Raw genomic sequence first — 15,149 nt, forward strand, 5'->3', positions numbered from 1 at the left:
ACGCCATCCCCGCAACTACCTCGCCTTTCTTGGCCTCGCTGCAGCACTGTGCTGTTACAAGCGACTGCTCCGCCTCACCACATAGGACACCGTCTAATGCCACGGTCTCAGTAGGCCCCCTCCAGGACCTGCCCGCGGCCTGATCACCCGCGCGCGGTCGGATAGCGGCCCCGGCCCCCATTCCCCTGGGCCGGGGCCGCTGTGCGTTCGTCTCAGATCCGTCAAAGGCGTAGTGGCCGGCCGAAGAGGACCTGTTCCTTGTCGAGGGCTTCCAGGACCAGGTGGGGGAGCACGGGCAAGGCAATCTCCAACGCGTGTTGCACGACGGCCGCGTTGGGGGACTTGTCGAGGTCGAGGATCTCTGCCCATTTTCGAGGTTGGTACCGGGAGATCATCGAGAACGTGTACAGCAGAAGCCACCACGTCATGAGAGAGGATGGGGGAGGCGCCTGATGCGGGCCGACCCGCGGGCGCAGGTACCGTTCCTGCTCGAAGCGGTACTGCGGTGCGAGCTTGTCAAAGAACGCCTCAACCTCCTGCTCCGAGATGTCTTGTGCTGGTTTCCCCTGAGGCACGGGCCAACCGACAGCCACGAGGTAGCGACCTTTCCGAGGTTCCCGGAATGTTGTGCCGCTGTCCCCCCAGAGCTCCGCATTCGACATGCCGGGGTAGTTGGCCATGGTGGTGCGATACCAGGTCTCCCGGTCGGCTTCCTGCGGCATTTCACCGTTCACGGCAATCTCGCCTCGGAAGTAGGCCGGGCCGTGCTGCGTGTGGTCCATGCTCTCCGCGTGTCTGTCGCTGATGAGGTCCAAAGCGGTGGGTGACGCCGCGCCCTCGAGCGGGAACTGGCACAGGTCTGGGAGGGATGTCCATAGAGCTCCGAAGCTCACAGGGTCTGTCAGCTGCTCGGATTCCGTGGCCCTGTCCACGTACTGGAAGGCGCCATCGCCATCGGGACGCACTGTGATGTCGGGGAGATCACACTGCATGTCGATGACCTTCAGGCCGTGCTTGCCGAAGCTCCAGTTTCCTGGTGTGTGGGCTGCTGTGATTGCGAGTCCGGCTTGGACGAGTCCGTAGTAGAGGTTGATCGGTCTAGTTGCTGAGGTGACGATGCGGGCCGCTTCCATTTGCTCTTCGAATTGCTGCAGGGCCGCAGAGAACGACTTTCTCCTGGCTGACGAGTCCTTGAGCAGCGTCTTGTCGATGAGGCTGGTGCGGCGATAACGCAGCGCGAACCGCAAGTCTGGTATGTCGTCCATGGTCTTCTCCTGCTGTGCTGTCCGCTCGCGCGTGATGGTTTCCGGTTCGATTCCGCGAAATCGGCCTGCCGCATCCGCCCTGTTGTCGGACAACTACGCCCGAGGCCGGTTCGACCTGACAGTACGGTTCAGGTTGTTGGTTGTGTGGGGCCTTCTCTGGGCGAGGGGCTGGCTGGGGACGGGTGTTCGCTGGTCCAGCGGCGTTCGATGTTGTCGGACGGCGGCAGGACTGTGTACTCCATGGCGAATTGATGGGCAGGGTGGTCGTCCCCGTCCCAGGGGGCCGGCTGGCGGGGACCTCGGGGCTGCCAGCGGGTCCAGGGGTCGTGGCGGGGGTGGTGGATGAGGAGGCGGTCCGCGACGTCGTAAGCGACCTGGACGAAAGCCATGCCGACTGCGCCCGGTATGTGGAGGCGGTGATCGGTGCGCTTGCGGATGTCGGCAGCTTGTCGCCTGGGGCTGGGCAGGAGCAGCAGCCTGTGAGGGTCAAGGGGGAGCATGACATCGCTCAGTGCGACGGCAGTGATCTGGTCCGTGGCGTCTTGGCGGTTGAAGATGGCAACCGGGACGTCACTGGTGAGCAGGCACATGTCGCTGAAGCCCAGCCCCCACGGGCGGCTGCTGAGAACGGTTGCCAGGAGAGCGATGTTCTCGACGATGTAGTGCAGGTGCGGGTTGTTGGCGGCGATCGTGGTCACGGCGTCTGGTACCGCGGCCGGGCTTGTGCCGGCGTCGTGATGGGTCAGCCTCTTGCGTTGTCTGGTGGTGCGCAGGATCTGCGCGGCCATCCACCAGGCGAGAGACAGCTTTTCGCCCGGGTTGAGCGGCCAGTCGGAGGGCAACGCCCAATCGGGGTCGTCCAGGATACGTTTGAGGACTGTCTCCGCCTTGCCTTCAAGAAGGGTGAAGAGTTCCTCACAGGCGTGGTGGGGGACGCCCTGCAAGGTAGTGCCCCAGTAGAAGCCGGTTTCGGCTGCGATCGCGCTGGGCGCGGCGGTGAAGGGCTTGTCGAGGGTGTCGAGGCGACGGGCACGCAGTTCGTACTTTCGCCGGGCTCGGTGTTCAGCGAAGTGCCGCAAGTACATCTGTGGCACCGTGTGATCGCGGGTCTTGCCGGCCGCCTGCTTCTTCGCTGCGGACTGTCTGCCCACCCGTCTGCCCTCCCGGTTGTCCCTGCTCAGTAAATGATGCGCTTCATGGTGTCCGGAGACCGGGTGCTGGGGGTTGTACTGTGCTGCGAGGTAGGGCCGTTGGAAGGGTGTGCTGCGGGCCGCTCGTTGGGGTACGGAGTGGACCTCTCGAAGACTTATCCGGCGATGTTCTTGCTTCGCCCGGCATGGCAGTGGCGGGCGAAGCAAGGATTGTTCAACGACCCCAGCGGCGCGGCAGGAGCGACCACCAGTTGAAGCGTCGGCGACGGACGCGGGGAGAGGGTCCCTGCTGGGGCGCGTCCGGGACGATGGACGGCCGCGGCGGCACTGCGGCGGCCGTAGGCGGCAGCGGTGCCGGCGTTGGCGATTTGAAGGCGTCGGCCGGTTCGCTGGTGGTGGCCGTGGTGGTTGTTGCCGGGAGGGGGAGCTGGGTGGGGGTCGTCTGTGTGCGCTGCTGAGCGTGTTCACGGGCGCGGCGGCGTCGGTGGCGTTCCCGGCCGTGTTCAGCGCGTTCCAGAGCGGACATAGTGGCGTGGGCACTGGCGGGGCGGAAGTCGGTCCGTTTGCCCAGCGTGAGCAGCGGCTGGGGGACCAGGCCCCACCAGGTGGCGCCGTCAGCGGGATGGGGGTGGGAGATGGTCCAGTCCCGTTTCCAGGAGGCCATGTCTCCGCTCCAGTCCTCTCCAGGCTGGGGGGTGTACGTGCGCTGGTGGCCGCCGTAGGGCAGGAGAACGGTGTCGCCGGCGAGCCAGCACACGGTGGCGCCTGCGGTGGCGAGCTGCCGCTGGGCAGGGGTGGGGCGCACTTTGGTGTGCGCGATTGTCTTGCCGTAGGGCTGGACGTTGACGGTGCCGGCCACGTCGCAGTGCAGCGGGTCGTCGCGGTCGAACACCCACCAGTGCGCGGCCAAGGTCGGGTGCTGGGTACGCGTCTGGGTCAGGCAGCGGGTGATGGCGGTGGGGGTGAGCAGGCGGCGTGGTCGTTCCAGGACGACGACGTGGTCGCCGCGGCGCACGATCAGGGCGGGCGGTATGCCCCAGCGCTGTCCGGCCAGTTCGGCGTCGATACGCAGGCTCAAGCTGGCCTGGGGCAGGACGCGCAGCAGCTGGTCGCGTAGGGCGAGCATGGTGGTGAGGTCGGCCTGGATGTTGGCCTGGTGTTGGGCGGGGGCCGGGCAGTGGTCGGCGCCGGAGGAGACGATGTCGTGGCGGAAGCGGGGCGTGAAGCGGGAGGCGGGGCTGGAGGGCCACTGCAGGATCAGCCGGTGGCCGCAGGCCAGGCATCGGTAGCGGCCGTTGGCGCGGCCGTGCGGCAGCCGGGCTGAGGCGTCGGGATCGCGGCGCAGGTCGATGATCCGTCCGCGGTCGGCGATGTCGACGGCGAGCTGGCCCATCCGCGGCAGCTTGCTACGGGTGCTGCGGCGGGCGGCGCCGGCGGGCAGAGCCAGTGGGCGGGGAGGGGCACCGGGGATGGTGCCGGGGCGGGGCGAGCGGGTGGGGGTGGTGCCGGCGACGGGGCGGGTCATACGGAGCGACTCCAGGTTCGGGGAGGGACGGGGCGTTGAGAGAAGCCTTGCCCGGGTGGAGTTGTCCGTCAGTTGTCCGGTCGCGTTTGCGCAGGTGGGGGCCGGACATGGCCGGACTGGTCCGGACAGGCAGCTGTGGCCGGACAACGTGTCATCGCGCTCTGTCGCCAGTCTCTGACTATCCGTACGCTGATCGTCGGTGTACGGCGGGGGAGAGCCGGGTGGCTGGGAGGGGTCATGGCAGAGAAGAAGCCGGGCGGTCGGGGATACGGCGGGTTTCACAAAGACGCGACGCCCGAAAGCATCGAGCTTGCGAAGTACCTGCGAGCCCTGGTGAAACGGGCAGGTAAGACCCAGCGAGACCTGGAGGAGCCCACCGGCTACGGAAAGAGCACCATCTCCTCATTCCTGAGCGGCGAGACCGTGCCTTCACAGGCCTTCGTCGAGAAGCTGGTCACCCACGTCACCCATCCACGCCAGCAACCGGTTTGCATGAGGGAAGCGTTACGCCTGTTCGTCGCTGCCCAACGCCCTAAGCCTGCTCCGGCGCTTCCCGCCCCGCCTGCGGCAGCAGACCACGACCCATCGGGGGCAGCTTTGGCCAGCGTCGCGGCCACCGCCCAGGACCAGGCCGCGAAAGCCCACGAACAACTCGCGCAGGCCCACGAGCGCAACCGGGAGCTGATGGAGGAGCGGGGCCGTACCCAGCAGCTGGTACTGAGCCTCAGCCGGTTCACCGCCGAGCTGCAGCAGCAGGTAACGACTCTGCAGGACCAGTACGACGAGGAAAATGAGGAGAACGAGACGCGTCTTCGCCAGCTCACCGACCAGTTGGAGGCGGCCCAACGGGAGCTGCGCCGGGCGCGGGCCAGCCGAGACGAGACCGAGGTTCTCCTTGCCCGGCTGCGGAAGCGCAGTGACGAACTGGAGGAGGAACTCGCCCAGTCCCGCCGAACCGTCGCCTCCTTCGAAGAACCCAGGCTGCCACCGCTGCCGGAGGAACTCCAGGAAGCGTTCTTCCGCGCCGACTTCGACAAGGCCCTGCGTGCCGCAGAGGGGTTCCTCAACGACGGCCAGCAACGGCGGGACGCAGTCAGCGATGAGTGGCGTCTGATCAGGCCGCGCCGGTCGGCGCTGCAAACCGTCGATCGTCTGCGCACCGGCTGTCATTTGCTGGGGCGTGCCTTGGGGTGCCTGGCGATGATGTCCGCAGCGGCGCTCTATCTCGCGGCCACCAGGTCCGGCGCGGACGGCTGGACGATCTTGCTCGACGTCCTGATGCTGATCGGCATCGGCTTCATCAGTGACCCATGGAGCCCGATGGCGCAGCTGTGGCCAGCCATCCGTGCCGGATTGCGCCGGGAGCCGATGACCCGGCCCATCACCATCAGCGCGCGGGCGATGGCCGTGCGGGCAGGGCGGTGCCTGCTCGCCGGGCTCGCCGCGACCGGCGCCGCGTTGAGCGTGGAGTGCTCGGTGCAGTGGAGTGCCTGGTGGCTGGTTCCGCTGCTGCCGGCGACCACCGCGTGTGCCGGTTACGCAGTGTTCGGTCACGATCAGCGTGTTGTCCTCCTGGTGCAGGAGGCCCTCGGGGAACTGGGCGCAGACTTCAAGACTCCGCCGCAACCGCATCGCGCACCGGCAGCCGCGATGGGAATGACGTCCCCAGTCGTCGTGAGCGATTCCGAATGGCTCGAGGCACGGCGCAAGGAAATCGGGGATTCCCTGACAGGCGGTTGGCGCGAGACCGCCCTGTGGATCAAGCTGGTCGTCCTGTTCTCGGTCTTCCTCGTCGGCATCGCCATCGTCGGAGTGCTGGCGAACACCGTGTCGCACACGGCTCGCACATGGCACACCCCGGACGGGTGGCACTGGCACGGCGTAGTCGCCACGATCGACGACCCGGTCCACGCCTACCTGACCGCCCACTCCGCCGGGCTGCCGCTCACCGTCACCACGCTGCATCTGCTGTGGATCGCCAGTGGCTCGGTGCTGCTGCTGATGAGCTTCCTGTTCGGCGGCTTCGGGGCGCGGACAACCTGGATCTTGTGGGGTGCCGCCACCATCGTCATGGTGTGGTCGGGCACGCCGGGGGTCGCCCGTCAGGTAGCAGCCGGCCTCGCCACAGTTGCATGGGGGTTGGCATCGATCCTTGCAATGCGGGGCCTCAACCTGCGCTCGATCGCATCGCAAAGCGTGATCGTGTCGAAGGACTCCTAGCGCGCGGCCAGGGTGCTGGTCAGCGGTCGCTCCCTGCCGCCGGTGGCCTCTGCGGTGATCAGCGGCCAACCAGGTCTGAGATCAGCTTGCGGGCCCTTGCCTTCGTCGGATCCTCACACCAAGCCCATCGCGTCGGCCAGGAACCAGCCGAACAAGACCCCAGCGATCGCCTGTGGGAGTCGACGACCGTCAACGGCGAGGGGGGAGGCAGAAGCCTCCCCCCCCTCGCGCGGGCGTGCGCCAACACGAACCCGTTGATGCCCTTGAATCTTGGTTGCACCCAGTTGACCAGGGGCTTTTCGTCCGGTGGAGATTGGCCGGTCGATGTGTCCAGTCTGCTCACACGCGTGTGTGTAAAGCAAAAGCAACTTGTACACAGTTGAGCCAAGTGCCATGCATGACACCCGACTTACGCCGAACGGGGGTCACCCGGATGCATCACTCAGGATGTCGATCGATCGTGCTGAACTGCGTTTCATCAGCTCAGAGCTTTCTACTGGTTAGTAGATAACCGTGAACAAGGATGAGCTAACCAATGGGCAAAATGCGCTTTCAGGACGTCCGCACCTGCGTACGGGTTATCGGATGACCGGCTCGTCCTGGGAGACTGCTAGTGCCCGTGGGCTGCGCAGCGCCAACTGCCCAGTCTCAAGTGCGGGTTGCACCCGAGAGGTGTGCGCCGTACGCCCTGCCGGCGCACACCTCTGCCACTACCAGGGGGATCTACCTATGCCTGAGAACAGCCGTCATCGCATCGACCCGGCTTACAGCCCAGAGATGGAGCCGACTCCTACCCATGAGTCGGCGGCGAACGGGTTCACTCCAAACCGACTGACGGGATACCACGTACTGCCAGCGATTGCCTTCCCCGTGATCGGGTGCGTGCTCTACGTCCTGGGCATGCCCGTCAGCGAGATCTTCAAGTTCTTGCTCGGCTGCAGCGGGATCGGCGTCATGGTCACCATTGCAGTTACCGGCGGTCGCCGCCTCGCGGTAACCGTTGCACACAGCGTCCTCACTCTCACAAACACCAAGTGAGCGAGGCGACAGGAGTGGGACGTCCCGAAAAGCCCATCGATGCTCCCCGTCACCGCGGAGCGCTGGCCCACCGACTGAGAGAGATCCGCGCGCTGGTGGGCGTCACCTACGAGGACATGGCCCAGCGAAGCCGATGCTCGGCGGCCACACACAAGCGGACAGCGTCCGGCACGATCGTGCCCAGGTGGCCCCGAGTGGGGGACTTCCTCGACGCCTGTCACACCCTGGGAGGCCCCTCACTCGCGCCCACCATCAAGTGGGCGTCATCGACTCACGAGGTGTACGAGATGTGGGTGATGGCTCGCAGAGAGGGACGCGGCACCCTCCGGCTCACCGTTCCCCACCCTCGTCTTATCGCCGATGCGGCCGAACTTAGCCTCGCGCTGCAGGCCGTGTACGAGAGGGCTGGGGCGCCTCCCCTCCGCGAAGTCCAGAAACGGGGCGGCGGACCACTGTACTTGCCACTGAGCACGCTCGGCCGGATCGTCACCCGACAGACCCTCCCCCTCTACCTCGATCAACTACGCGCCTTCTTGGTCGGCTGCGGAACTCGGCAACAGCTGAGCGAGTGGGACGAGGCCTGGGTCAGAGTTATGCAGCAAGCCGACCTGTTCGATCTCGAAGCGGTCCGCAACATCAGGTACTGGCATCGGGTGTCTTCCGGACTGCAACTGACCTCGTAGGTCGTACCCGGCTCATGGGCGCCCTCGACCGGATGTGATTGTCAGGGCGCCCAGGTCACCGTGAACCGCCAGCTCTCGAGATAGCACACCGAGCGCGAAGAGCAGCGCCTGCGTCAATCCCGCGCTCGAGACCGCCCCTCCAGACGTCACCCCGTAATTACCCCGCTCGCCAGCCGGGTGGCGCCGGCATGGACGGCGCCACCAGCAGCCGGAAGCTGCCCAAAAAGCGTGCTCGGCGCTCGGCGCCTGGAGCGCGCTGCGCGGCATGTGATCCTGTGGCGGCTGCGTGATGACACCGGTGACAGTGGGTGGGAGGCGGCGGATGCCGAGTGTCGGTGATCTCGAGGTGTGACCCGCAGCAGATCGGCCGCGCTCGGCCAGTCGAACCGGTTTGCGGCAAGCCCCGCTTCACAGGCCGCATGAGCGATGAGCGGGTTGCCCTGAGCCAGATTGATGACGGTTTCACGGAAGGCCGGATTCATGATCCCCCGCCCGGTGACAAGCGCGTCGATGCCTCCTCTGTCTAGGGAACGAAGCGGGACGACAGCACCGCCCCAGCGTTCGATGTTCCAGCGCTGCAGCACCCCCAGGTGACGGCCGGGCCGCACCGTCAGGACAAGACGCACACGGTCGAAACGGCCGTCGTGCAGGAGCGCGGGAAGCCCGCTCAGATCCGGGGCACGGTCGGCATCGTCAATGAGAACAAGCAGGGGACCATCGACCGGCGCTTCCGTGAACGCGCCGGCCTCCAACGACACACCCGTGGGCGCGACGAGAACCGCCGACACCGACCGCGACGCCTCGATCGCCAGACGGGTCTTTCCGACCCCGCCCGCACCCTCCACCACCACGACCCGCGCCGCCGGATTCCTGTCAGCCAATGCCGCTCTGAGCGCCTGCATCTCCGCCTCGCGTCCCACCAAGGGCGCGGTCATCCCGGGCACCGACACGGACAGGGCGTCGATGTACTGCGCCCACGTCGACAGCCTGCGTGGAGCCCGTGGACGTACACCAAGCTCGAGCTCGGCCACCCACCGCAAGCCGTCTGTTTCCAGTTCGGTGACCAGTTCAGCCAGAGTGACGATCTCCATCTCAACGCCGTACTCCGTGCGTGCTTTCTGTCTCCACCTCTCCTTGGTGATCTCGTTGGTCGAGCGGTTCATCACGTAGATCGCTTTGGCCCGCCTGCTGTGCTTGGCGTTCTTCACCAGCTCGGACTTCAGCTTGTCCGTCCACCGCTGCTGCAGACTCGCCCACAGCACGACTTGGTCGTTCTCGCCGAACAAGGGACGGCCGAACGCATCCCGACCCAGATCCCCCCGTGGAACTGGTGATCCGCAGTTGCGGAAAACGAACCCGCAGCACATGCAACGCCACCCGCTCGAAGACCTGATCGTTCTCGAGCTCCTGCAGAGCGGCTCTCGCAGTCTCGTACACGGGTGACTCCGCAAACGTAAGAGGGCTGTACGCACGGCCACCTCTGCCGCACCGCAACGCCATCATCGCGCCACAACGGCACAGGCGTAACCCGGACGCCAACCTGTGCACCATGCGGACAGCCACCCAGCATCAGCCCGGGTGACGCACCGGAAGCCCTGTCACCCACCGCATGCGGAACGGCCCCACCGGCCGCCCGCTGTCCACAGACGGCCCCGGGCAGGCTCCTGAAGTCATGAACACCAGCTCGCCGGGCCCCGCCCGCAACAACAGGAAGGCGCCGCGCTGCGAGCGCCACGATGCCTTCCTCCATCCGGAGGAGCAGGCCGAGTTGGCCGCACGGTTCCCGGCCGGCCACCAGGCGCAGATGGCATTCCTCCTGGCCTCCTACACCCGCAACGCCTCCGTGGTCGCCGCGCTCTTGGGCACCCGCGCACGTACGGTGCACCGTCACTGCCGCGGGTGGTCGCTGCCTCCCGGGCCCCGGCTGCGCCGGGCCCTGCGCCGCCGTGTCCTGGACCTCGTGTGCCCGCGGTGTCTGTCCGACCGCGCGGTCGAAGAGGCACGCCAGGCGGAGCGGGACGCCCGGCGCACGGTCCGCCGGATTCCGCGTGAACAAGACGGTCCTCATCGCTGACCTGCAGGCCTGAAGAGAGACCCGTAGCAAGGACCCGCGCGAGCAGGGTAATGAAGCTTCTTTGCATCGCTGAAAGCAATTTGCTGATATCCATGCGAAATTTGCATCGACCCGGATATAATGAGGGCGTGGGATTGACCTTGGAAGAGTCGCTGCGGTTGACGGTGGCCGCGTTGATGCAGGTGACGGGTGACTCGCAGCGGTCGGTCGCGGGAGTGCTGGGGCTGACGCAGACGCAGGTGTCGCGCCGGCAGTCGGGTGCCGTTTCGTGGAGCCTGCGCGACGTGGATGTCCTGGCCGAGCATTACGGCATCGGCGCCCTGGACTTGCTGGCGGGTCCGACCAGAGCATGCGAGGCGCTGCCCGCCGACCGGCGCCGTTCCGTCCGGGCCGAGGCGAAGGGGGCGAGCCGGTGAGTGACTTCGACGCGATCGACTCGCTGCTCGACGCTGTCGGCCCGGAGGCCGCACTCCCGCCCTGTCAGGTACGTCGCGAGCTGCGGGAGCGGGCCCGGCTGTCCAAGGCGCAGGTGGCCCGTGCGCTCGGGGTGAGCCCGTCCACCCTCAGCGGATGGGAGAGCGGCCGGGACCCGGCCGGTGAGGTCCGCACCAAGTACGCCTATCTGCTGGACGGGCTGAACGCCAAACTCACCACCGAGACCGAAACCAAGACCACGGAGGAGCCGGCTGCGGAGCGGCCTGTGGCATCAGGCACTGCTGCGGCGGCCGTCACCTCTACGTCTTCGACGGAACCCGGCCAGGACGAGGACGAGGTGGAGCTGCTCGCCGTGCCCGAGCCGTGTGTGCTGTGCGGTCGTCCGGCCAAACAGCGCGTGGCGGGGTTCGCTCAGCATCTGGACCCCTCCGGCTGTCAGGCAACCCCTGCACAAACCCCGAAGTCCTCGTCCACCGCGCCATCTGCCCGGGCCCAAATGCCGCGTACGGCCCGCCCGCCTCGTCCGGCCGGCGGGAAAGGCACGGCCCCGCGCGGGCGGGCGTTCCAGGAGCCGTCCGGACCCACCGACTTGATCCACGAAGCGGTGCACGCCGTGCTCGCCGAGCACCGGGGCGACGTCGAAGCCGCGAGCGCAGTATTGCTGAAGCGGGCCATCCCGGACGCGATGCGCCTGCTGGACGAGACCCGCAAGGGCGCCCGCTACGACGTGATCGCCCACCCCTGGATCCCTGACATCCTCAAGAAGCAGACCTCCAGGGGCGCCGACCAGATCTGGGAGGCCCGCCCCAAATGGACCCGCACCACGCTCCCGCCCGGCCGGCACGAGGTCACCGCACTCGACATCAACGGCGCCTACCTCTCGGCCCTCAAGACCCACCTCCCGCTCGGCCAGCTGGAACACACCACGGGCTTCGCACACGACCGGCGCCGCGCCGGAGTCCACCTGATCACCCCGCCCGCCTGGGAACACGACGCGGTGCTGCCCAACCCGATCGGCCAGCGCGACGAACCAGGACCTTTGTGGGTCACCGAGCCGACCCTGCGCCTGCTGCTGCGCCTGTCCGGACCGAAGCACCGCCTGTGCGAGCCGCCCGAGATCCACGAGTCGTACACCTCGGGAGCCACCGAGAACCTCCTGGAGAAGTTCCGGATCGCCCTCAAGGACGCCCGCGACACCGCGATCGCTGACGGCGACGGGCTGACGCTGGAGTACGTGAAGGCGATGTACTCCAAGTTCGTGTCCACGATGGGGGAGTCGAACTACAACCGGGAGCTCTACCGCCCGGACTGGATGCACATCATCCGCTCCCAGGCCTTCGCCAACCTCTGGATGAAGGCGCTCAAGGCCCACGACGCGGGACTGACGGTCGTACGGGCGATGGGAACCGACGAACTCCACGTCATCGGAGACTGGCGCCGTGTCTTCCCCGAAGGCCGCTCGGTTACCGAGGTCAAGGTCAAGGACACATACACCGCAGGGACCGGCACCGAAGCCGGCACGGGGCAGGAGCAGTAGATGCCGGAGAAAAACATCGACTTCGGGAAGTTCGGCGCGAGCGGGATCAAGGGCAGCGAAGCCGTCGCCCGCCAGCTCGACCGGCTCGCCGCTCACATCGCCACCCCGGTGACCGCCAAGCGCGGCCTGATGGCCCGCCTGCACTACCTGACGACGTCGGACAGGGCCTGGCAGGCAGCCAAGGACGCCGGACTGACCGTGAGCGACCGGACGCTGAAGGCATGGATGCAGGGCACCCGCCGTCCCTCGAAGGCCAACCTGGAACGCATCGACGCCGCCTACAAGGCGGTGCGGCGCCGCAACGTCGCCCGCCACCTCACCGCCCGCCTCAACCGCGAAGGCCGCGGCACCCGCGTGGAGATCCACCCCCTCGACCAGTCCGGCGTGGCGCGCCAGCTCCAGCGGGTGGTGGCCCACCGGACGATGAACGTGCGCCGCTGGGACAAGATCGTCGGATCCTGGGCGGCCGGTGACCACCAGGGCCTGGACGACGCCTGGACCGCCGATGTCCTGCCCGATCTGGGTTCCCAGTGGGGCCAGTACGAGTACGTCAAGAACATCGGCTTCGCCGCGTAGCAGCCGGTGACCGGCAGGAAAATGGTCTTCAGCGCCCGCCGCTATGACGTACGGTGGTGTTCACCGACGCGGGGTGGAGCAGCTCGGTAGCTCGCTGGGCTCATAACCCAGAGGTCGCAGGTTCAAATCCTGTCCCCGCTACTGCAAAGTGGAGGGCTCGCAACCGTACGGTTGTGAGCCCTCCACTCTTATGACGCCTACATGTCGGCGGCCGCCATGCCCAACTGCCAGGTCAGGCACGAGCGTTGGCTCACCGGACCGGTCCGGGACGCGATCCGGTTGTGCCCCGCCCCAAGTAGCAGCCCGTTTCCGCCCGTCGGACCGGACGGCGCGGGCAGCCCCCTACGGTGGCGCCCCAGCCACATCAGCAGCGCCTGACGCCCTTCAGCCACGTCCACCCCCCACCCGGCCATCAACTGCTCCACGCCCGCAAGCCATCGGGACCGGTCCGCCGTATCCCGCCGCCCCGCGCATTCGAAGTCCAGTATGGCGCCCGCGAGTTCCGCGGCCTCCGGGTAGATCACCAGCGGGGCCGCCCGCATCTCCCGCGCGTCCAGCCCAGCCGTCCAGGCCCGCCGCACCCAGCACACGGTGTCCGGCATCCACGTCCACCAGTACACCGCCACCTGGAAGGCATCGGCGAACAACTCCTCGCCGGCCGGCCCCCACCGCTCGGCCAGCTGCTGCCGCACCTGGTGCGCCGTCACCGTCTCGGGCAGCTCGGCCAGCTGCACGAAGTCCGGACCGCGGCCGCGGGAGTCGTCCGACCAGTAACCGTGCCGCACGCAGACCTGCCAGCTGTCCGGCGACATCAGCCACACCGCCTCGCCGACACCCAGGGCATCAGCGCACAGCGGGCAGTACCGCACGAGGTGCCCCGCCACCGGCTCCCAGCGCCACCTCCACTCCGCCGCCTCTGGGCCTGGCAGCAGGTGCTCCGCGCCCAGGCTGGGCAGATCCTGCTGCAGAAGACCAGCCGCACGGTCAGCAAGGACAGCCAGATAGCGCAGCCCCGCCTCATTCACGTACATCTCGGTGGACTGCGGGTACTTCTCCACCCGCTCGGGGTACGCGGATGCCTCGCCCTGCCCGACGCGGTCGAGAAAAGCAGCCAGGCTCAGGCCGTTGGCGTGCGCGAGCCGGTTCACGAACGACCCCGTCGACTCACCCGGCACCGGCCCCACACGCAGCGGCAGCGGCCAGCGAGGCCCGTACAGACCGGGATCGTCCAGCACCGCTGCCCTTCCGCCGAAGCCGTCACCAAGAATCACCGTGACCGGCCCGCCAGCAGGCGGTCAAGAACACCGACACTCGTTCAGGTGAACCCAGGCGAACGCCCAGCCACGGCCTCGCACACTCCTTCCACCCTGTGCACCAGGTGCCTGCGCACACCGTCACCCGGGGGAGGACCATGGCCACGACGACACGCATCCGCCCGGACACGACCGCCCCCGCCCCCGCGACCGCCTCGCGCCTGAAGACCCGCCTGCGCGGAGGCCAGCAAATCGCCGTCGACACCTCCGCCAGCAGCTTCATCGAGGGCTACCGCCGTGTCAGCGTCTACATGGCCACCGGCACCGGAAAAACCCTGGTGGCCCTGCACGTCGTCCAGGAAACCGCACCCGAAGGCGCCTCCTTGGTGGCAGTCCCCTCCCTGCGACTCCTTGAGCAGACCGCCGCGAAATGGCACAGCGAAGGACGTCCCGGCCGCTACCTCGGTGTCTGCTCCTCAAGCCACCCCGCAGACCCGTACCTGGCCGACGTCCTCACCATGGTGGGCACCGCCGACGACCTGGCCTGGCAGGCAGCCGACACCCCAGGACCGCTCAACGTGTTCTGCACCTACGACTCCCTGGACAAGGTCGTCGAAGCCCACCGCGACTTCCACCTGCCCCGCTGGGACGTCGTGGTCGCCGACGAAGCCCACCGCACCGCCGGTGACTACGACAAGCCCTGGGCCCGCATCCACCACGACGACAAGCTGCCCGCCCGCCACCGCCTCTACATGACCGCGACGCCCCGCGTCTTCGACGAAAAGAAAGCCCGCGAAAAGGGCATCAGCCCCAACACCGTCATCGCCTCCATGGACGACGTGAGCATCTACGGGCCCGTCGTCTACCGCATCTCCCTGAGAGAGGCGATCGACGAGGGGCTCCTCGCCGACTACCGCATCGCCGGCGTCGTGATCAGAGACGAAGACCTGCGGGGCCTCCTCAACCGGCTCCCCGCACACACCTGGACCGGCGAAGCCTTGCGTGCCGCAGCTGCCCAAGTCGCCCTGCTGGTCGCGCAGCACCGCTACGACCTGCGCCGCACGCTGACCTTCCACCCCTGCATCGCCGCAGCGGACGTCTTCGCCGAAACACTCCACGAGACCGCGGCCCTCATGCCCCCGGCCTACCACGCCCCCCTGCAGGTCGGCACCGTCAACTCCCGGCAGCCCCCCTTCGAACGCCACAAGAACTACACCGACTTCGCCTCCGCGCCCCTCAACACCCCCGCCTCACAGCAGCCGCCCCGCCGGGCCGTCCTCACCAACTGCCGCTGCTGCGCCGAAGGCGTCGACATTATCTAGAGCTGGTCTGGTTGTGAGGGACGTTTGATGTGGGCCTGAGCTGGGATGATGAGGGTCTGTAGCCCCTCGG

The 15,149-nt window shown here is 67.5% G+C and carries 13 protein-coding genes and 1 tRNA gene; 9 read left to right on the forward strand and 5 right to left on the reverse strand.

Going from position 1 to position 15,149, the window contains the following annotated elements; genetic code table 11:
• Positions 1-221 precede the first annotated feature (221 nt).
• From ACFYOH_RS43330 to ACFYOH_RS43340, 3 genes are all read right to left on the reverse strand, one after another.
• Positions 222-1,265, reverse strand: a complete 1,044-nt coding sequence (locus tag ACFYOH_RS43330; protein WP_388637498.1) for a YaaC family protein — start codon at positions 1,263-1,265, stop codon at positions 222-224.
• A 128-nt stretch (positions 1,266-1,393) separates the two neighbouring features.
• Complete coding sequence (locus tag ACFYOH_RS43335) at positions 1,394-2,416, reverse strand: DUF4238 domain-containing protein (protein WP_388637501.1); 1,023 nt, start codon at positions 2,414-2,416, stop codon at positions 1,394-1,396.
• A gap of 214 nt (positions 2,417-2,630) precedes the next feature.
• Positions 2,631-3,941, reverse strand: a complete 1,311-nt coding sequence (locus tag ACFYOH_RS43340; protein WP_388637504.1) for a hypothetical protein — start codon at positions 3,939-3,941, stop codon at positions 2,631-2,633.
• A gap of 237 nt (positions 3,942-4,178) precedes the next feature.
• On the opposite strand from ACFYOH_RS43340, the gene ACFYOH_RS43345 reads away from it, so the two are divergent.
• The 3 genes from ACFYOH_RS43345 to ACFYOH_RS43355 all read left to right on the forward strand — a co-directional run bounded on the left by ACFYOH_RS43345 (position 4,179) and on the right by ACFYOH_RS43355 (position 7,882).
• The gene (locus tag ACFYOH_RS43345) at positions 4,179-6,161 is read left to right on the forward strand and encodes a helix-turn-helix domain-containing protein (RefSeq protein ID WP_388637507.1); all 1,983 of its coding nucleotides are present in this window, start codon (positions 4,179-4,181) and stop codon (positions 6,159-6,161) included.
• 729 nt (positions 6,162-6,890) lie between these two features.
• Entirely contained in the window at positions 6,891-7,199 is a 309-nt protein-coding gene (locus ACFYOH_RS43350) for a hypothetical protein (protein ID WP_388637510.1), read from the forward strand.
• Positions 7,196-7,882 (forward strand): helix-turn-helix domain-containing protein, encoded by a 687-nt coding sequence (locus ACFYOH_RS43355; RefSeq protein ID WP_388637513.1) that lies wholly within the window; start codon positions 7,196-7,198, stop codon positions 7,880-7,882. The genes ACFYOH_RS43350 and ACFYOH_RS43355 overlap by 4 nt, the downstream gene beginning before the upstream one ends.
• Before the next feature lie 146 nt (positions 7,883-8,028).
• On the opposite strand, the gene ACFYOH_RS43360 is transcribed toward ACFYOH_RS43355, so the two are convergent.
• Positions 8,029-9,168, reverse strand: coding sequence for a hypothetical protein (locus tag ACFYOH_RS43360; protein ID WP_388637516.1), 1,140 nt, complete (start codon positions 9,166-9,168; stop codon positions 8,029-8,031).
• A 386-nt stretch (positions 9,169-9,554) separates the two neighbouring features.
• On the opposite strand from ACFYOH_RS43360, the gene ACFYOH_RS43365 reads away from it, so the two are divergent.
• The 5 genes from ACFYOH_RS43365 to ACFYOH_RS43385 all read left to right on the forward strand — a co-directional run bounded on the left by ACFYOH_RS43365 (position 9,555) and on the right by ACFYOH_RS43385 (position 12,645).
• Entirely contained in the window at positions 9,555-9,956 is a 402-nt protein-coding gene (locus ACFYOH_RS43365; RefSeq protein WP_388637519.1) for a hypothetical protein, read from the forward strand.
• 128 nt (positions 9,957-10,084) lie between these two features.
• On the forward strand, positions 10,085-10,372 hold the full coding sequence (locus ACFYOH_RS43370; RefSeq protein WP_388637522.1) for a helix-turn-helix domain-containing protein: 288 nt from the start codon (positions 10,085-10,087) through the stop codon (positions 10,370-10,372).
• Positions 10,369-11,928 carry a helix-turn-helix domain-containing protein gene (locus tag ACFYOH_RS43375; RefSeq protein WP_388637525.1) on the forward strand — a complete coding sequence of 520 codons (1,560 nt, stop codon included), beginning with the start codon at positions 10,369-10,371 and terminating at the stop codon, positions 11,926-11,928. Before ACFYOH_RS43370 ends, ACFYOH_RS43375 begins: the two co-directional genes overlap by 4 nt.
• Positions 11,929-12,504 carry a transcriptional regulator gene (locus ACFYOH_RS43380; protein WP_388637527.1) on the forward strand — a complete coding sequence of 192 codons (576 nt, stop codon included), beginning with the start codon at positions 11,929-11,931 and terminating at the stop codon, positions 12,502-12,504.
• 67 nt (positions 12,505-12,571) lie between these two features.
• Positions 12,572-12,645 (forward strand) — tRNA-Met (locus ACFYOH_RS43385).
• A gap of 56 nt (positions 12,646-12,701) precedes the next feature.
• Here the strand turns inward: ACFYOH_RS43385 and ACFYOH_RS43390 are convergent.
• On the reverse strand, positions 12,702-13,739 hold the full coding sequence (locus ACFYOH_RS43390) for a TniQ family protein (protein ID WP_388637529.1): 1,038 nt from the start codon (positions 13,737-13,739) through the stop codon (positions 12,702-12,704).
• Between the two features lie 176 nt (positions 13,740-13,915).
• On the opposite strand from ACFYOH_RS43390, the gene ACFYOH_RS43395 reads away from it, so the two are divergent.
• Positions 13,916-15,079, forward strand: coding sequence for a DEAD/DEAH box helicase family protein (locus ACFYOH_RS43395; protein ID WP_388637531.1), 1,164 nt, complete (start codon positions 13,916-13,918; stop codon positions 15,077-15,079).
• Positions 15,080-15,149 lie beyond the last annotated feature (70 nt).

Origin of the sequence: Streptomyces sp. NPDC007856 (genome assembly GCF_042868225.1) — a bacterium.
Taxonomy (GTDB): domain Bacteria; phylum Actinomycetota; class Actinomycetes; order Streptomycetales; family Streptomycetaceae; genus Streptomyces.